This is a genomic window from Blastopirellula retiformator, from assembly GCF_007859755.1.
Classification (GTDB): Bacteria; Planctomycetota; Planctomycetia; order Pirellulales; family Pirellulaceae; genus Blastopirellula; species Blastopirellula retiformator.
This window is the reverse complement of the sequence record NZ_SJPF01000005.1, coordinates 416,414-434,992: the sequence shown is the minus strand read 5'-3', so window position 1 is coordinate 434,992 and position 18,579 is coordinate 416,414. Positions and strand designations below refer to the sequence as shown.

The window sequence follows — 18,579 nt, the reverse complement described above, 5'->3', positions numbered from 1 at the left end:
CAAGGAAAAACGCCTCTTTCCATGGTATGTAAGGTGACGTGTAAAACGTTACGCGGAAATTCGGACAACCAGGCCGTTTCGCCCAAAATTGCCTGTCCGAGCTACTGAATCGTTAAATCCCGCACCAAGATCTTACCGCTGCCGGTCAAACAGATTTCGATCAACTCGTTGGCCTGACGATTGGGGGGCACGTTGATCGAAAATTTCGCCAGATCCCCATCTTCGTCCATCGGACCGTCGAGCAGCAACTGCTGGCCGCAGTGGACGACGGCGCGAATCGCTCGCTTCGCCTCGCGACGATCGACCGTCAGCTCCAGCAACTTTGCGTCGCCAACCGGACGAATCCATGTCGTTTCGTTGATTGGATGAAGATTGCACTGGAAACCGAGCTTGCCCTCGCGATCGACGATGGTTTGGCCGCCAGAGATTTCCGCGGTCGCGAATCGCCATCCAGGAAACTTCCCCGCCCAAGCGGCGGCGAATATCGGGTAGATTTCTTTGGCGCCTGGCACTTGGCGGTACTCGCCTAGCGGCAGCGGCTGGCCATCAGCCGCCAACCGATGCAACCGGACGTCCAAGTCCCGCGCCTCTTTACGATGGCTGACGAAAGTTCCCTGCGGATGAACCAGTAGCTTGCCAAGGTGCGGATCTTTGTCGGTTAGTTTCGACAGCGGCGCCCCAGCGACCCATTGGCCACTCTCTAGCGACAGCCAGCGAATCCACGGTACGATCTCCTTGCTGTTGCCGTGGTGTCGCCCTTCTCCCGCGACTTCGATCAGGTAAGGCCCGGCAATCGTGGCGCCGAAAATTTGCCAATCGTCGGCGTTACTCCAAGCGACCTCGCCGTTGTCGGCGTCAAGCGCCACCGCCTCGCGACGATTCAAATAGACGAACTTCCCGTCGGCGAGCCCCACGCTTCGCTCCATGTCAGGCGCGAAGTGGGACCAGAGAAGTCGCCCGGTCGCGATATCAATGCAATCGATCGACAAAGCGCCGACCTGGCGAACAATCACGTGATTGCCAACGACAATCGGCGTCATCTCCTGCTGACGCACCAAGTCGCTGTCGGCAGTGGTTGGAATCGACGTCTGCTTGCGGACCCAACGAACGCCGCCCGATAGGTCGCAGGCCAACACCGCCCCGCCCAAATCAACGACAATCACTTCGCCGGCAACGGCGGCTGTGCAAAGATGACGCTCACCCCAGGACTGACGCAAGCGAACCAGCGGATGCCTGCGTAAGGTCTCGCCTGTCTCGGCATCGATGCGGGCAAGCTGTATCTGCCACAGATTTTGCGAGTCCTCCTCACCGACAATGGCGAACAACTCCCCCTGAATCCAAAGCGGATCGGAGAGCACCGGAATCTCGCTCTCGGCTCGCCAGATCTTTTTGCCGTCGGACCGAGCAAAGCAATACAGCTCGGGGCGATTCGAGTGGAGCAATCTCACAAAGATGCGATCGCCCACCACAACCGGTCGCATCGAAGTGAGCGGCCATTTGTCGTGTGCTCGGGCACGATGATTGTCGATCCGCGCCGTCTTCCAGCCAATCTCACCTGACTCTGGCTTGAACTCAAACATCTGAAAACGGTTGTTCAGAAAAATGCGATTCTCGGTTGCGGTCGCCGCCAACGTCTCGGCGACCCAGTCGACGTCTTTCGAGGCGTAGAGGTTATCGCGATCTTGCGATCCTTCGCCGAAATCGAGTTGCAAGCGAACGCCATCGCTGATCTTGGGATGGGTTGGAGAAAAATCGAGCGTCGACGCGTCGATCGCCGTTTCGCGAGCAGCGTTCCAGTTTTCGGAAGCGGATGACCGACGCTGCTCGCCAAACTGCTTGATTGCATCGGCCGACAGCGATTCGCCTCCAATGGCGACCGATGTCGAGAGCGGCTCCGTTTCTACGGCGCCGATCATCGCGGAGGCCAGGGCAACCCGAGCCGACAACATCGAGTGGTCAATCGTCGAATGTTCGCTTCCGGCCTGACGATAATGCGCGATTGCCCTGGCAACTTGGCCAACGGCAAGCGCTTGATCGCCGAGCCACAAATGAGCCTCCGACGCGGCCTGCGTGCCGTAAAACTGCAACGTGACCAACTCGACCGCTTCCACGTCGCCCGAGTGAATCTCGGAACTGGCCCGCAACCGGGCGACGTCCGAGAAGTTCTGATTCATCTCTTCGCACAACTGCGGGTTACGGCGCATCGCCATCGTGATGGCAGCTGGCAGCGAGAAATAGAGATCGGGATCGTCGCGATCAGGCGCCAGTCCGCTGGCGCCATGCAAATTTACGCCATTGATGATGCGGCACGCATCCGCCAGCGCATTGCTGTCGATCGCCGCCGAAAGATCGGCGCTGACGTTATAGGCGTCTTTGCTCAACTCTTCTAACAGCGGTGAACGGTAACGAGCGTCAATCGAAGGCCATTCCCCTTCGAGCCGCACGTTCCCTTCCCGCGTCGCCGCGTTGTAAACCCACATCGGCAGTTGAAAGTCGCGGCGCATCCGATAGTCGTCACGGCCCGAATAATTGCGTTGCCGCAAGCAAAGCTCGCTCGCTCCGCTCCAGTCGCGCTCGGCGAGTCTCCGCAGCATCTCTCGGCGAATCGCGGCCTCATCGACCAGATTCACGCGATCGCGCATGTCGATTGGCAGCGACAACATCGTGCGGCGCATGTCGTCGACGTCGAACGTACGTCCGTCGGCATACTGGCGGCCGATCAGACTGGCCGCAAAGTCGCGGTAAAACTCGAACAGCTCTTTTTCGGTTCCGCCTGCTGGCCAACTCTTGTTGATGTACGCGAACTTGCGGAGTCGATCAATCGTCGTTTCGAGCGATGCAGGATCGTCGAGCAGCGGGACCAGTTGCTTGAAGATGTTGGGATTGTCGGTTCCGGCGACGATGGCGTTTTCGGCCGCGGCAGCCATCCATTGCTCTACCGGTACGTCGGCGGGGCGAATGGCGATCGTCTTGGCAATCCAGTCGATCGAATGCCGGACAGCGGTTGGCGCCGCCGCCAGCTTGTCGCTAGAAACCAATTCTGGCAAGACGTCGACGCGGCGAACGATCACTTTTCGCAGGCGCGTCTTACGCGGCTTGTCTCCGCCCGCTTTCACGGAGATGCCGAACTGGGTCATCTCGCGTTCGATGCCGCCAACGCCAGCGGGATAAATCGCCCAGTTCCGACCATCGGCGCTCAGCCAAAAGCGAGCCTGGCCGTCGCAGGCCAAGATCCGAATCCAAAAGGGCGGCGCAACGTCGGCGATTGGCAGTTGCTGCGGTTTGCGATCATCCTTGCGACCATCGTCTCCCCACCAAGAGAAGAAGGGAAACACTTGCTTCGTGCCGCGGTTATAGCCAAACGGGATCGCCAGGCCTGGATCGTAACGCGGAGTCTCTTCATCAGGGTTGGTGCGAAAAGCGAGAAAGATGGAACTGCCGACTTCGACATTCTCAAGCAGCATATCGACGACGCGAATTCCTTCGCCAGGGATCGGCGCGGTGATGAACCCCTCCCCTTTTTCGGCGACCAGCTCGACGGCGCCGTCGACCAACTTCTGAAAGGTTACGCCGTCTTCGGGCAGGCGTTCGGTCCAGTTGAGATCGGCGGGTCGATCGATTTCGGCGACGACCGGCAGTTCGATTCGGTTGGTCGGCGGAAGCTCGCTAAGCCGTTGAAAATCGAGACCGCGGAGCCAGGCTCGCCCTTCGAAGATCACTTCGGTCGGCGGCCCGGCCAAAGGCGCCCGCAACAGTTCAACTTCTCCCCGAAACAACACGATCTCTTGCTGCGACTCGTCATAGTAGTACCACGTGATGGGCGCCTGGTACAAATCGGAGCGCCGGTCTGCATAGTTATCGTTGGCGGCCAGCGCGTAGGTTTCGACGTTCTCTTGGCCAGCCGAACGCGTGACGACGTAAGCATTCCAAGGATCGAAGTCGCGGTTGTGGTGAACCAGCGAAATCCCTTGGTCGCCATTCATGAAGTGAATCGCATATTGCTCGGCATCCCACACCGACAACCGCAGCGCGGCTTGCTTGGGCCAGGGAGCGTTCAGGCGAAACGCGCCGAACATTCCAGTTCGCACCGTGTTGTGATGCTTTTGCGTCTCGAACTTTCCACCCTGCTTTTCCAACGGTGTGAACCACTGACGAAGCGAGTCTTGCGTCGGCGCTTCCCGAGCAGGATCAAAGTCGTGATACCACGCCTCGGCAAAGCGAACCGGCGGACGTTCTAGTGATACGTCCCATGGTCCACGTTTCGGCGCCGCGTCTGGGTCTCCGCTGTCGGTCTGGCTTGCCTCAGCTGGCATGGCGGGGTCGCCGCCGCTTTCGGCAGCGTCTGGCGTGCCGGTCGGCTCTGGCGCCGGCTGAGCCGGATCTGGTTTCGACGGCTGAGCGGATTCCGGTGGCGCGGGTTCGATCTCCGCTTCGGCGACCTTGCGATCTGGCTGCAGAGAGTAAATCACCGCGGCTGCCGAGGCGAGAACAAGCAACGCCAACACGCCCCAGATCGCCCGCGCCGTACGGTGGCGGCGTTGATCTCGGTCAAACTTCTCGAGCAGCGTCTCGGCGGAGAAGCCGATGCGTCCGAGCGCGTCGCTCAGGTAGTGCTCCATCTGCAGTTGGTCGATCAGCACCCGGCGCAGTTCAGACGACTCGGCGATCCGCTGGCGCAGCAGTTCAATCTCTTCAAGCTTCAGTTCGGCCGGCGTATGCGACTGAACCAGCTCGATCAGTTCTTCGTTAGTCATCGGCGCTGACGTGGATCTTTCGCGTGATGCAGTTCTTCAGCGCTTGGCGAGCGCGAAAGACGAGCAGTTTAACGGCCCCTTCGCTTCGCCGCAGCTTAGCGCCAATCGCCGACATTTTCATCTGTGCGTAGTAGTGCATATCGAGCGCGTCGCGTGCGCTCTTGCCGAGCGAGTCGAGGCATTGTTTCAAGAAGCCTTGTACGGCCGAGTAGTCGTCATGGTTGTTCTCGGCAAGCGCGTCGATTTCTAGGCAGAGTTCGGTCCAAGCGACTTCCTTACGACGGTTTACCTTGCGCACATGTTCGCGAAGCACGTTGCGAGCGACGCCCAACAGCCACGGACGAACCGGCACGTTTTCAGGAAAGCGAACCTTGCCGATGAAGCACCGCAAGAAGACTTCCTGGCAAAGATCCTCGGCGTCGGACGGTTCAAGCATTCGTGAACGCAAGTAACCGAACACGAAGCCTTGCTGCCGCGAAACGAACGCCGCGAACGCTTCGCGGTCTTGCGCTTTGATCGCGTCCATCAACAATGCGTCGTCATCAGCCGCGACGCGTTGACGATCGTCGCAAACGTTCTGCTCAGTCGCAGCCCGCAGGTCAAACGGCAACGTCGCCGCTTCAGGCAGGTAAGTTGTCGGCTGGCCAGGCGGCATGTCGATGGTGGTGGGCAGAAGGAAGATGCGGTAGGAAGACGACAGATTCCATGTTATCGCAAAACCGCAGAAAGATGCAAACAATCCGTCAATCAATGAGCAGAGGCGCATAAAAAAGAGGAGAGTCGCTACCAGAGCGACTCTCCTCCCTAATTCTTACCTTTTGCGACGGACGCGCCTTACAGCGAGTAACCTTCGCGATACTTCGGATGGATGATATCCGCAACTTCCGGAGCATTCTTGGCGACCATGTTCTTGGCGTCCCATTCGATCTTCTTACCCGCCCAAACCGACAGGTTGCCGAGCAGGATCGTCTCGGTCAACGGGCCAGCGTAGTTGGGGAAGTTTGACATCGGTTCAGGACCGCCCTTGATGCCTTCGGCGAATTCCTTGAAGTGACCCGGCGAACGCGGAATCGATTCGGCCGGTCCTTCGTAATCCTTGTAGGCGTCTTCCGGCAACAGTTGGAAGCTGGCGCCGTAGTCGCTCGACGAGTACAGACGCCCCTTGGAGCCCACCACCAAGCAACCGCTATCGGCCACTTTGCCGTCGCCGTTGCGCGGCACGCCGTCCAGCAGCGCGTTGTCAGGCATTTTACCGCCGTCGTACCAGTACAGATTAAGCGCCGGACGACCATCCAGTTCCGGGAAGTCGAAGGTGATCGTCGACCATTTTGGATAGGTGATGCCGTTGTGGCCCGAGGTGACCGCTTCGACCGAGACCGGGTCACGCAGCTTGAGCGCCATGTACGGCATGTTGACCGTATGACAGGCCATGTCGCCGAGGGCGCCGGTGCCGAATTCCCAGTAACCGCGCCACTTGAACGGGTGAATGTTCGGGCGGTACTCGATCATCTCGGCCGGGCCGATGAAGTTGTCCCAGTGGACCGTCTTCGGGGTCGGTTCGGCGGCGTCGTAACCTTGACCTTGCGGCCAGATCGGACGATTCGTCCAAACGTGAACTTCCTTCACGTCGCCGATGGCGCCCGATTGGATCACTTCGACGGCGCGACGCAGACCAGCGTGCGACGTACCTTGGTTACCCATCTGGGTAACGACTTTGTTTTCTTTGGCGATTTCGCCCAAGCGGCGAGCTTCCCAAATGCTGTGCGTCAGCGGCTTTTGGGCGAAGCAGTGCTTACCGCGCTTCATGGCGTCGGCGGCGACGACCGCGTGGCAATGGTCGGGCGTGCTGACCGTCACCGCGTCGATTTCCTTGTCCATTTCGTCCAGCATCTTGCGGAAGTCGTTGTACTTTTTGGCGCCCTTGAACTCACGACCCGCCTTTTCCAGGTTGTTGTCGTCGATGTCGCAGATACCGACGATGTTGCCGGCGCGGCTGGCGTCACGAGAATCGCTCGAGCCTTTGCCCTGCACGCCAATGCAAGCGAAGTTGATTTTTTCGTTCGGCGACTTGGTTTCCGCCGCTTGCATGTTCGACGCCCAATAGCCGACGCCAGCAGCCGCCGAAATCTTCAAAAAGTTACGACGGTTGTTATTCATTGTCATTGAGGTTAGCTCCTAATCCGGTGGTCAACATCAACCACAAACGATGAGGCAGGTTGCGCTAAATAGGTGCGCGATCGATGTGGTTCAAAGAGAGGTGGGTGGAACGTGCTTTGACGGAAATAGCTTCATCAAGCCGCCCGTTGGTGCGCACAATTTACCACCGTATTGATCTACGATACCCGTTAGGCGAAAGTTCTGCAATTCAGCAAAACCGCCAATCCGGTAAAATTCCTCAACTAATCGTGGAGAATCAGCCGGTTTTTCCGGCCCCTTCTTCGGGTGCGTCTAGCCACGCAAAGATTCTCAAAATGGAAATTTATTTGCCGATGCAAAACCGGCTGAAAATGACGTCCAGAATGTCATCCGTCGCGATCGCTCCGACCACGCGGCCCAGCTCGGCGAGCGCCATCCGAATTTCGACGGCAACCAACTCTTCCCCTAAACCGCTGTCAGCAGCGGTTAACGCCGCCGAGAGCGAACCGGACGCCTGCCCGAGACTCGCCCGACAACGGGCCGCGGTCGCGTCCTCGGTTTCGGGCAGCTCAGCCAGCTTCTCACCAATCAGGCGGCGAAGCCGATCGATCCCCTCCCCCGTAGTCGAGCTAGTTGGCACGCCCAGCACGCTGGATCCGGTCGTGAGATCCCACTTGGTGTAAACCAACAGCCGCCGGTCTGCCGGCGATCGCTCCCACAAATTTTTCTCCGCGGCGGTCGGCTCTCGCGTGGCGTCCCAACAAACAATCCGCAGATCGGCCCGCTCGATTTGCTGACTGCCGAGTCTTTGTGCCGACTGCAGCGGCCCCGCGACCACTTCCTCTTGGCCCGCCGTATCAATCAGCGCGATCTGCCGGCCGCCGATCGTCACCGAGCAAACGAGCGCGTCCCGGGTTGTGCCGGCCAGGTCTGCCACGATGGCCGCCTCTTCGCCAACAATCGCGTTGAACAGACTACTCTTGCCGACGTTCGGAGCGCCACAGAAAACGACGCGAATCATTTCGTCGCCGGCGTCGCGATCGGTCAACTGAGCGAGAGCATGGTCCACGCAGTCGCGGGCCTCCTGCAGTTGCCCGCACAAAGCTTCGGTAGAGATAAACTCAATATCTTCTTCCACAAAATCGAGGCCTGCTTCCAGGTGAGCGAGCAGCTCCAGCAGTTTGGTCCGGGCATCGGCAAGCGGCGTCGACAGTCCGCCAGCCAGCTGCGCGAGCGACTGCTTCAACCGGGCATCTCCTTCGGCGTCGATCACGCCTAATACCGCTTCGGCCTGGGTTAAATCGAGTCGCCCGGCAAGAAATGCCCGCAGGGTGAACTCGCCCGGCTCGGCCATCCGCGCCCCATGGCGACAGGCGGCGGCAACCATCTCCTCTAGCAACGGACGCGAGCCGATCGTATGGATCTCGATCGAAGGTTGCCGGGTATAGCTGCGCTGATTGGGCCAGTAGTAGAGATCACACGCCAAGCGACGATCCGCGATAATGGCCGTCGCCGCCGATAACGCGGCGGCGCTACCGAACGCAGCTGGCGGATCCTGAAGTTCGATCCAAGTCCGCACACAATCAAAGGCATTGTCGCCGCTGATGCGTACAACTCCCCGCAGCGCGCCGTTGGCTCCGCTGCCGATCGCCACGATGGCGTCTTCCAATGCGGCCGACATAAATGCGTGTCGCAATCGCTAGAGACTACTTCTTGCCCGGCGGACGTTTCTTCGGCTTCTTCGGGATCGAAGTCGCTTCGATCGTTTGCGGCATATCGGGCAGCTTCGGTTTCGGAATCAGTTTCCGTTCGACGATGCCCCAGACGCTTTGCGTGATGAAGTAGATGCACAACCCCGACGGCACGCGGAAGAACATGAAACCGATGAAGACCATCATGTAGGTCATCATCTGCTGCTGCATCTTTTGCTGCTCGTCGACCGCCGGCGGCATGAACATCTTTTGCTGCACCAGGAACAATACGATCGTCACTAGCGGCAGGATGTTGAGATACGGCCCCAGGAACAGGAAACTGGTCGGGAAGCTGCTGGAAGGAACGCTCGTCATGAAGTCCGGCAACACGCCGTCCCAGTACCAGAATTGGTCCGGCGCCGCCAGGTTCGAGCACCATTGGATGCCCGGAATGAACGGAGCCTGACGCAGTTGGATATCAACCGCCAATGCCCGGTACAGCCCCAGGAAGATCGGCAACTGCAGGAACATGACGCCGCAACCGCCGAGCGGATTGAAGTTGTACTTGGTAAACAGCTCTTGCTGGGCCTGACGCTGCTTGATCGGATCGTCTTTGTACATCTCGCTGATCCGCTTCATCTCTGGCGCAAGCTGCTGTTGGATCAGCATGTTGCGGGCCTGTTTGCGGCTGAGCGGGAACAAGGCCGAGCGAACCATCAAGGTCAGGAAGATAATCCCCAGGCCATACGGGATGTACAGGTAATCGTGCATGAAGTGGAGCACGCCGAGTAGGGCGCTCGACACATAGTGGAACCAGCCGAAGTACTCGAGCTTTTCCATGCCGTAGTGAGCCAGCAGTTCGCTCTGCTTCGGGCCCGAGAAGATGACGCACGACATCTCAAACGGTTGGTCGCCCGGCAGAATCGTGGTTGCCGCCCCATCCAAGCGATAGGTGCAGTCGGTTTTCTGCTTCATCACATCGCTGACCGCCGCCGCCACAAACGCGGCGCCGCGCGACAGCGGAGGCCCGGCCTGCGGATCCATGAAGACCATCGCTGATGCGAAGTAAACGGCGTCGACGCCAGCAAACTTCGCTTTGACCTGATCGTCGACTTTGAACATCGACACCTGGCGATCGCCCTCTTTGTCTTCGTATTCCGAGACGATGCTGGCGACGGTAAACATCTCGTACGCGTTGCGGGAGTCTTCCCAAACCACGTCACGCAATCCAGCGCCACCCCAACCACGCGAGATCTTGTTGCTGTACCACCAACCTTCGGTCGGCAGTCCCGTGGCGCCATACTGGCGGAACGCCGCGTCGACCGCTTCTTCGCCATCGTTGAAGACCTGCAGCTTGAACTTCAGACCGTACGGATTGTAGTTCTCGTCGGCGGCGCCCGCTTCGGGACGCTTTGGCAGTTCGTAGGTCTTCACCAGTCGCAAGCGAGCGAAGCGAACGCCTTGCGGCAAGTCTTCCGGCGTCACGAGCGTTTCAAACTGTACGATCGTCGGATCGTCGCTTTCAACCAGACGCCAGTTCTTTTCAACCAGCGGCATGTCGCTAACCATCTTGCCTTCGACCGGAATGATCGAACCGTTGATCCGGGCCAACGACGTTAAATAGGCGGAAGGATGTTCGATCGACCGCGTCAGGCCGGTCAGTTCGTCGACCACTTCCGACGTCTCCGGCTTAATCACTTCCAGCGGAATTTCGGTCAGCTGGGCGGTGTAGTCCAACAGCGAAACGGCGTCGGCGCCTTTGCGTTCGACGACCAGTTGAATCTCGTCCCCCGGCTTGGTCTGCTCGAGGGCAGCAAGATACGACTCGACGTCGACCACTTCCTCGCCAGCCAGGCTCTTGATGATGTCGCCCACCTTCAGGCCAACGCCTGATGCGGAGTCTTTGGGGGTCGCCATCGCGGCCGGCGTGCCAGGTCCGACAACGCGGATTTCACATCCGGCGGCGGCGTCAAATGGCATCAGCCAACCTAAGTAGCCGCCGATCCGGCGATCTTCGAGACTATGAAACTTGTCGGCCGGCAGTTCGATCCGGGTCACGGCGCCGCCGCGGGAGTCGAACGTCACCAGCATGTCGGCCTGACTCGAATCGACCGAACCGAGCGTCACAAACGTGCGCGGCTGGACCTTTTCTTCGACCGGATCGTCCTGGTCGTCGGCCGGCTTGATCTCGGGATCTTTGCTGTTTTCGTCCGCTTTCGGCGGATCGTCGTTTTGGGCGACCTCGGCGTCCGGCTTCTCCTGGTCCGCATCTTTGTTGCGGCTCAGCAAGCTCATCGTCATGAACATCGCGGCGGCGATAAGACAAAACGCGATTACACGACGTTCCACAACTACAAACCCTGCTGGACGAAAGATTGGGTGCGCCCCTGCTGGGAGCGCGTGATCAAAGCCTATTAGGAAGTATTCTCATGGCATGGGCGAATCTTGCAACCATGCCGCGCAAATCGAGAAATAGTCCGATACGTCTATTTCGCCTAATTGGGGCCCAGAAAAAAAGGGAAGCCGCTGCTAGCGAGAATAGGCCGATTATCGCGGATTTAACGCCCGTCCGATAGACGGTCGGCCTGCGTGTTGTCGAGACTGTCGATTTCCCGAATCTTTCCCGCGGTGACGTGAAAATCATACGGAACCCGGCGAAATTCGACTTCGTCGTCATGCAGCACGACATAGCTGCTGCGGGGGTCCCCGTCGCGCGGCTGACCGACGCTGCCGACGTTAACCATCAGTTTCCGCTGCCCCAGCTGATAGCGGCCTTCCGGCAGATCGGACGACGCAACGAAGGTGAAGTCGTCGGCAAACACGCCGGGAACATGGGTATGCCCCTGCAGACAATACTTCGGAATTATCGAGAAAATCCGCTCCAGCTTGCGGCTGTTGTAGACATCCTCCGGGAAAACGTACTCGTTCAGCGGGTTACGGGCCGAACCATGTACGTACATCCAGTCTTCTTCAATCCGGGTTCGCGGCAATTCACACAGAAATTTCCAGCGATTGGCGACTTCTGGATCGGTGTCACCGCCGGTCTCAAGCTGTTCGCGGGTCCAAAAGATCGCCCGTTCGGCCCCCTGACTGAAGCCTTCGGGATCAAACAGAGCGGCCTGATCGTGGTTGCCGAGGATGCAAAAGTCGAACTTGCGTGCGGCATCGACGCATTCGCGCGGATTGGGTCCGTACCCGATGATGTCCCCCAGACAGTAAATCTGGGTGACGCCGATCGACGCGATATCGGTCAGAACTGCCGTCAGCGCTTCGAGATTTCCATGGATGTCGCTGACGATCGCGCGTTTCATCGAAGTCGTCTCATCAGGCTAGCGGCATGTGGCGAGGCAGAATCCTATCTGCCTTCTTTCAACCGGTCGCCCAACATGTTGTCGAGGTCCGGAATATCGTAGATCTTCTTCGCGGTGACGTTGAAGTCGTATTCAACGCGACGATACATCACCGACTCTTCGGTCAGGATCACGTAGCACGAGCGGGGATCGCCGTCGCGCGGCTGACCGACGCTGCCGACGTTGAACATCGCCTTTTCGTCTCCCAGACGATAGACGTTGTCGCATTCGTCAGGGCCGAAAAACTCGAGACTCGGCGTGAAGATCCCAGGAATGTGCGTGTGCCCCTGGAAGCAGAACTGATCGAGCCGGTCGAACAGGTTCTCCATCTTCCGTTGATTATAGACATCTTCCGGAAAGACGTATTCGTTGGTGGGGTCACGCGGCGAACCATGCACAAACAGCCGCGTCGGCTCCATGTGGGTTCGCGGCAGCTCACCCAGAAAATCCCACCGTTCGTTGACCAAATTGGCGCCGCCGGTGGAATTGTCAATTTGATCGCGGGTCCACAGAATCGCGCGAAACGCGACCGGATTAAAGCCGTCCGGATCAAACAGGGCCGCTTGGTCGTGGTTGCCCAGAAGGCACATGGTGCATTTGCGACGAACAAGATCCAAGCAATCGACCGGGTTCGGTCCGTAGCCGATAACATCCCCCAGGCAGTAGATCTCGGTGATACCCTGCTGTCGAATGTCATCTAGAACCGCGGTCAGCGCTTCTAGATTGCCATGAATGTCGCTAATCAGCGCTCGTTTCAAGCCTGACTACCTTTCGTTTGCCTAGGGAGGGTATTTTCGGAACTGCTCTCGAACGGGGCTCCCCTACCGGAGCGTTGCATCAATGGTAGCCTATAAGGCGTCGCGATTGCAGACCTAGCCCCGAAGTTTAGGTAGGATAAAGACCTAGGTCAAGCAGGAACAACGCCCTCGTCCAGTTACGCACGCCCCCAATCATACATCGCCATGAAGCTGCTGGCACTTGAGACCTCGCTCCGCCAATCCTCCTTTGCCTTGCTGGAGGGGGGAAAACTGTTGCGACAGGTAGAACTTGACCCAGCGCTTCGCACTGCCGCCGCGATTACGCCGGCCCTGGAAGCGGCGTTTCGCGATCTCGGCTGGAAACCGGCCGAGATCGGGCTGATCGCCGTCTCGCACGGCCCCGGCTCCTTCACTGGCTTGCGAATTGGCGTCGCTACCGCCAAAGCGCTCGCCTATGTCGCAGGCGCCGAAGTCCTTGGCATCGATACGCTTCGCGTCATCGCCGCTCAATCGCCTGACCAGGTCGACGCGGTTCAAACCCTGCTCGACGCGCAGCGGCAAGAGCTGTTCGCCGCCAAATATCAACGTGCGAACGGCGTTTGGAAGATCAACAGCAAGATCGGAATCGTCGAGATTGACGCTTGGCTCGCTGCTCTAGCCCCAGGCGACCACGTCAGTGGAACCGCTCTTACCAAGCTACAGGACGAAATCCCGTCCGGCGTCAGCGTACTGCCCGCAACTTGCTGGCGGCCGATGGCGGCGACCGTCGGACAGTTGGCCTGGGCTGACTATCAGGCCGGCGCTCGCGGCGATCACTGGAATTTATCGCCGCAGTACTATCGCAAAAGCGCCGCCGAAGAGAAGTTGGAAGAGAAGACGTAGGCCGCTACTTCCCTTCCCCATCCAACTCCACCACACATCGCCGCAGCGCTTCCATCACGATTGGGGCGACGTCGGGACCGCAACTATTGATCTCGCCATATTGACGATCTTCGCGGTCGTACGCATACGGGGCTTTCGAGTCCCACTGGCTCTTCGGGATGATGTAGCCGACTTCGTCATTGGCTAGGCCAAACAACATCCACTTGTCGTCCCCTAGCACCGACGCGGCGGTCGGTTCGCGGGGCGAGTCGGCGAAGTCGACGTTCGACTCGATCGGGTCCTGGAACTCGCCGTATACCAACTCTGGGTAAAGTTCGCCGGGGATACAGGCGATTCGCAGCTGTCCTAGCTGTGCGACGGCGACTTCCGATTTGACGCCCGCTTCTTCGGGACGAAACTCCATCGTCGCTTGACGACCAAACGTTTCAAAATCATCCGCCAGCTCGAAGACGGGGCGTTTGACGATGCCCAACTTGCGAGCCACGCGGTAGAGCGGATTTTCGACCGGAATCAACACCCGCTTCGCCGCGACGCGAAATGGCGTGACTATGATCGGCGTCGCCGAGTCGATCGCCGCTTCGGCCAGGTGCGCGACCGCTCGACCATACGCTTCACAATAGGCGAAATCTCCTTCTTTCAGCTCATTGCCTTGAGCGTCATAAAACAGCCCACGCGGCGGGGCCATAAGACCGCCGACCGCACCTGAGACGTAGACGACCGGGCAGTGATACATCTTTTCCAGTTCCGCAACGGTCGTGGCCGGAAAGTCCCCGGTCAGCAGCGTGTTCTTCGGGCCCATCGCCTCGGGGTGCGAGTTCCATTGAACTAGCAACCCGATGTCGGCCCCGGTTTCTGGCGATTGGAAACGAAGCGCTCGCAGCACCGGGTCATAGACGATCGGCAAGCGACTGTCGCGAAGTAGTTTCTCATCCTGGGCCGTGCCGAACTTGACCGTGGCCGGCTGCAGCTTGCCTTCGAGCGACGCCACCATTTGGCTGATCCGATCGACGACCAGCGTGACGTAGTCGTCATGGACGCCGCGGGTAAACGGATTGGGCCCCCAGATGCCGATCACATCGGGCCCCTCATGACTGTGGCTACTGGCGAGAATCGCATAATCGACGCCGGGCAGGTTTTCCCGTATGCGCTCGACATCCGGCAGTGCGACGCCGATCAGGTCGGCGCCGATGATGGCGATCTTCCGCTGACCGTCGTCCAGCAGCACCGCCCGGGCCATGATTGGATCGTGGACGCCGGTAGCGCGGCGGTTATAGCCGTAGCCCGCCAAAAAGACGGGCCGGCCTTTCAGTTCGGGGGTGATATCGACCTGGCCGAAGGCGACGCGCAGCGAGCCAGCCTGCAGTGAGGCGGGTACGCTCGCCGCCAAGACGAGGAGTACGCAAACGGTCAGTTTTGACATCTCAATCCCCTTTGATGCAATTGCCATCGCCCACCTATCTGATCGTTTCGTTGGTGCGGCGAGGATTCAATGGCCCAGCTTGGGAAAATCCTACCTTACTACGTCGAATGGACGGCAATTTCTTATTCTGGTATTTTGTTGATATGGAAAGTTTTCAACGTCCACTCGCCGATCCCTTCGTCACCGAAGCGGAGTTGGTACAGGGCCTCAAGTCGGGCGATCCGACCGCTTTCGAGCGTTTGGTACGAGACTACAGTGGGCGAATGCTCGCGGTGGCCCGTCGTTTTTTGACCCAAGAACAGGACGCTCAAGACGCGTTGCAAGATGCGTTCCTGTCAGCATTTCGGTCGATTGAGCGATTCGAGGGCAACTCGCAGCTCTCGACCTGGCTCCACCGGATCGTGGTCAACGCGTCGCTGATGAAGCTGCGAACGCGGCGCCGGAAGCCGGAAAAGCCGATTGATGATTTGTTGCCTCAATTTGTGGGGAACGGACATCGCGATGGTCATGAACCCGCTTGGGCGGTTACTATTGATACCGCCGTTAATGACCGCGAGATTCGGGAACTTGTCCGAACGAAGATTTCCGAATTGCCAGAATCTTACCGAACCGTTCTACTTCTGCGCGACATCGAACAGATGAGTACGGAAGAAACGGCGGAAGCTCTGGAACTGACGACAGGCGCCGTCAAAACGCGACTTCATCGTGCCCGCCAGGCACTCAAGACCTTGCTAGATCCACACATGCAAGGTACATGACCATGAATCACGCCAAACTCTCCTGCAAAGAAATCTACGAATACCTCGCGGACTTTCTCGACAATGCGCTCCCCAATAACCAGCAAGAGGTAATGGAGACGCACCTCGAGCATTGTCCCTGCTGCAAGCATTACCTGGACAACTACCGAGAAACGTTAGTCCTGGGCAAAGCGGCCTGCTGCAACAAAATGAACCCGCCCCCTCCGGCGCCTGATGCGTTGATCAACGCGATCTTGGCTGCACGGCAACAGGGCGAGGAAAAGACGCCGCCGCCGGCTGAGTAAACGATTCGCCGGCAAACGCGTGATTCCCGCGGCGCGATCCACTAGAATCGGGGAGTCGATTCTAGTCACTCTCCCGCCCCAGAGATCCCCCATGGTTCGTCTTGCCCTTGGCGCCCTGCTTGCGCTCCCCTGCATTGTTTCTATTGCGCTGGCCGAAAAGCCCAACATCTTGTTCATCGCCATCGATGACCAAAACGATTGGATCGGCTGTTTTGGCGGACATCCTCAGGCGCAGACGCCCTACATCGATACGCTCGCCGCTCGGGGCACGATGTTCAACAACGCCCACTGCCAGGCGCCGCTTTGCAATTCGTCGCGCACCAGTTTGCTGACCGGTCTTCGCCCCAGCACGACCGGCATTCATGGTCTGGCGCCCTGGTTCCGCGATGTCGAAGGTTTGAGTGACCTGGTCACGCTTCCGCAGTACCTGCGAAACAATGGTTACACCACCTACTCGACCGGCAAGATCTTTCATGGCGGTTACGGCCGACGCCCGAAGAAGGATGACGAATTCGATCACCTTGGCCCCGCCGCATCGGTCGGCGCCAAGCCGAAGCAAAAGCTAGTGCAGACGCCCAATCCGCATCCGCTGGTTGACTGGGGAACCTTTCCCCATCGCGACGAAGACAGGGGAGACTACCAGGTCGCCAGTTGGGCAGTAAAAACGCTCAACGAAAAACCGAAGGAGCCCTTCTTCCTGTCGGTCGGCTTCTTCCTGCCGCACGTTCCTTGTTACGCGACGCAGCAGTGGTTTGATCTCTATCCCGAAGACGAGGTCCAGCTTCCTACCTTCGCGGCCAACGACCGGGACGACACGCCCCGCTTCTCGTGGTACTTGCACTGGAAGCTTCCTGAACCACGACAAAAATTCCTCGCCGAGTCAGGCGAATGGAAGAACCTGGTGCGATCCTACCTCGCTTGTACCAGCTTTGTTGACGCGCAGGTCGGCCGCGTCATGGAAGCGCTCGAGAAAAACGGGTATGCGAACAACACGGTGATTGTCCTCTGGTCGGATCATGGTTGGCATTTGGGCGAAAAAGGAATTACCGGCAAGAATACGCTTTGGGATCGTTCCACTCGCGTCCCGTTGATCTTCGCCGGCCCTGGCGTCGCGATTCACGGTAAATGCGAGCAGCCGGTCGAACTGCTCGATATCTATCCGACGCTGATTGATCTATGCGGATTGCCGGCCAAAGCCGATTTGGAAGGACTCACCCTCTCGCCACAACTGCAAGACGCCAACGCGAAACGGGAGCAACCAGCGATCACCACCCACAACCAAGGCAACCACGCCGTCCGCACCAAGCGGTGGCGATACATCCACTACGCCGACGGATCGGAAGAGTTGTACGACATGCAAGCCGATCCCCAAGAAATGACCAATCTGGCCGCCAAGCCAGAGCTGGGCGACATGAAAAAAGAACTCTCCGCCTGGCTGCCGAAAGTCGACGTCCACGCCGCGCCTGGCAGCGCCCATCGCATCTTGACCTACGATAACGACATCCCGGTCTGGGAAGGGAAAGTCATCCACAAGGATGATCCAATTCCGGAGTTGTAAAGGAACCACATGCTGTACGGCCTGAAGACGTTGTTACTCTTGTTCGGCGGCTTTTCGATCTGCCTAGCCGTCGGCGCCAATACGCACCCGATCTTCGCGGCGCCGGTGGCGATCCTTTTTTTCTGGGCGATGTTCTCGTCGTATTGCCCCGATCGGTTCGCTGACTACGAGCAAGAGGCGGTCTACAGCATCGTCATGAGTTCAGGGACAGCGGTCGTGGTTTACATGTGTTTGTAGGCTCGGCTTACACACAAACCTCGTGTTCGTTTGCATGAGAACAAGCTGCTGACCCATACTGGATTTGTTGGCCCAAGTCGTTTGCCTTTGGCGAAAGAACCGTATGAATCTAACCTTACCCCACGAACTGAACGCCTTCGTTCAGTCGCTCGTGAACCAGGGGCGTTATTCCTCAGCGGAAGAAGCGGTCGCCGCAGGTATTCGTCTACTGCAGGCCCAGGAGGCGCTCCGTCTGGAAATCGCCAAGGGGATTCGCCAACTTGATGCCGACGAATCTTTCTCAGAAGAAGACGTTTTCGCCGCGGCGGAATCGGCCATTTCCAAGACCGAATCCGAACGTACCTAGTACGAATCCGAAATGAGTCGACTTCGATACTCGGCTGACGCGAAAACAGATCTCACGAATATTGCAGCTCATATTGCGGGTGATGAACCGATCGCTGCCCGACGATGGCTCAGCAAGCTTCGTGAGAAATGTCGATTCATCGCGAGTCAACCTGACATTGGGGACGTTCGCGAAGAACTTGGATCCGACATCCGAGCAACGGCCCTCGGCCGCTACGTAATCTATTTCCGTCACCGCGCCTCGGGCGTCGAGATTGTTCGCATTCTTCCTGGCGACTGTGATCCCATGTATCAGCAGTTGTAGAGTCTGTCGTGCGGACCAAATGCGTTCGTACACTTCGATTGCCATCGCCGCGTCCTCTCTTGCCTCTGGGGCGGCAGAGCGGCCCCTACGCTCTGTTTGGCG

General features: G+C 58.6%; 15 protein-coding genes. 7 read left to right on the top strand and 8 right to left on the bottom strand.

Annotation, left to right across the window (positions count from 1 at the left end; translation table 11 throughout):
• Positions 1-101: 101 nt before the first annotated feature.
• The 7 genes from Enr8_RS21895 to Enr8_RS21865 form a co-directional block, all read right to left on the bottom strand.
• On the bottom strand, positions 102-4,754 hold the full coding sequence (locus tag Enr8_RS21895) for a PQQ-like beta-propeller repeat protein (RefSeq protein ID WP_146435792.1): 4,653 nt from the start codon (positions 4,752-4,754) through the stop codon (positions 102-104).
• The gene (locus Enr8_RS21890) at positions 4,747-5,409 is read right to left on the bottom strand and encodes an RNA polymerase sigma factor (protein WP_186767791.1); all 663 of its coding nucleotides are present in this window, start codon (positions 5,407-5,409) and stop codon (positions 4,747-4,749) included. Before Enr8_RS21890 ends, Enr8_RS21895 begins: the two co-directional genes overlap by 8 nt.
• A 179-nt stretch (positions 5,410-5,588) precedes the next feature.
• Positions 5,589-6,917, bottom strand: coding sequence for a Gfo/Idh/MocA family protein (locus Enr8_RS21885; protein ID WP_222434923.1), 1,329 nt, complete (start codon positions 6,915-6,917; stop codon positions 5,589-5,591).
• A 316-nt stretch (positions 6,918-7,233) separates the two neighbouring features.
• Complete coding sequence (locus tag Enr8_RS21880) at positions 7,234-8,571, bottom strand: tRNA modification GTPase (protein ID WP_146435788.1); 1,338 nt, start codon at positions 8,569-8,571, stop codon at positions 7,234-7,236.
• Between the two features lie 25 nt (positions 8,572-8,596).
• Complete coding sequence (yidC, locus tag Enr8_RS21875; RefSeq protein WP_146435786.1) at positions 8,597-10,930, bottom strand: membrane protein insertase YidC; 2,334 nt, start codon at positions 10,928-10,930, stop codon at positions 8,597-8,599.
• A gap of 209 nt (positions 10,931-11,139) precedes the next feature.
• Positions 11,140-11,892, bottom strand: a complete 753-nt coding sequence (locus Enr8_RS21870) for a metallophosphoesterase family protein (RefSeq protein ID WP_146435784.1) — start codon at positions 11,890-11,892, stop codon at positions 11,140-11,142.
• A 44-nt stretch (positions 11,893-11,936) separates the two neighbouring features.
• On the bottom strand, positions 11,937-12,689 hold the full coding sequence (locus Enr8_RS21865) for a metallophosphoesterase family protein (protein WP_146435781.1): 753 nt from the start codon (positions 12,687-12,689) through the stop codon (positions 11,937-11,939).
• Positions 12,690-12,893: 204 nt separating this feature from the next.
• Here Enr8_RS21865 and tsaB point away from each other — a divergent pair, with 204 nt between their 5' ends.
• Positions 12,894-13,571: a tRNA (adenosine(37)-N6)-threonylcarbamoyltransferase complex dimerization subunit type 1 TsaB gene (gene tsaB / locus Enr8_RS21860; protein ID WP_146435779.1), complete on the top strand. Its 678-nt coding sequence runs from the start codon at positions 12,894-12,896 to the stop codon at positions 13,569-13,571.
• Between the two features lie 4 nt (positions 13,572-13,575).
• Here the strand turns inward: tsaB and Enr8_RS21855 are convergent, their stop codons facing one another.
• The gene (locus Enr8_RS21855; RefSeq protein WP_146435777.1) at positions 13,576-14,991 is read right to left on the bottom strand and encodes a hypothetical protein; all 1,416 of its coding nucleotides are present in this window, start codon (positions 14,989-14,991) and stop codon (positions 13,576-13,578) included.
• A gap of 14 nt (positions 14,992-15,005) precedes the next feature.
• Between Enr8_RS21855 and Enr8_RS21850 the strand changes: the two genes are divergently transcribed.
• The 6 genes from Enr8_RS21850 to Enr8_RS21825 all read left to right on the top strand — a co-directional run bounded on the left by Enr8_RS21850 (position 15,006) and on the right by Enr8_RS21825 (position 18,477).
• Positions 15,006-15,749: a sigma-70 family RNA polymerase sigma factor gene (locus tag Enr8_RS21850; RefSeq protein WP_246120200.1), complete on the top strand. Its 744-nt coding sequence runs from the start codon at positions 15,006-15,008 to the stop codon at positions 15,747-15,749.
• A gap of 2 nt (positions 15,750-15,751) precedes the next feature.
• On the top strand, positions 15,752-16,033 hold the full coding sequence (locus Enr8_RS21845) for an anti-sigma factor family protein (protein ID WP_186767790.1): 282 nt from the start codon (positions 15,752-15,754) through the stop codon (positions 16,031-16,033).
• A gap of 91 nt (positions 16,034-16,124) precedes the next feature.
• On the top strand, positions 16,125-17,591 hold the full coding sequence (locus Enr8_RS21840; RefSeq protein ID WP_146435773.1) for a sulfatase: 1,467 nt from the start codon (positions 16,125-16,127) through the stop codon (positions 17,589-17,591).
• 9 nt (positions 17,592-17,600) lie between these two features.
• Positions 17,601-17,828: a hypothetical protein gene (locus Enr8_RS21835; RefSeq protein WP_146435771.1), complete on the top strand. Its 228-nt coding sequence runs from the start codon at positions 17,601-17,603 to the stop codon at positions 17,826-17,828.
• 103 nt (positions 17,829-17,931) lie between these two features.
• A complete protein-coding gene (locus Enr8_RS21830; RefSeq protein WP_146435769.1) occupies positions 17,932-18,174 on the top strand; it encodes a type II toxin-antitoxin system ParD family antitoxin in 243 nt (80 codons plus the stop codon).
• Between the two features lie 12 nt (positions 18,175-18,186).
• On the top strand, positions 18,187-18,477 hold the full coding sequence (locus tag Enr8_RS21825) for a type II toxin-antitoxin system RelE/ParE family toxin (protein WP_146435767.1): 291 nt from the start codon (positions 18,187-18,189) through the stop codon (positions 18,475-18,477).
• The last annotated feature ends 102 nt before the right edge of the window (positions 18,478-18,579 follow it).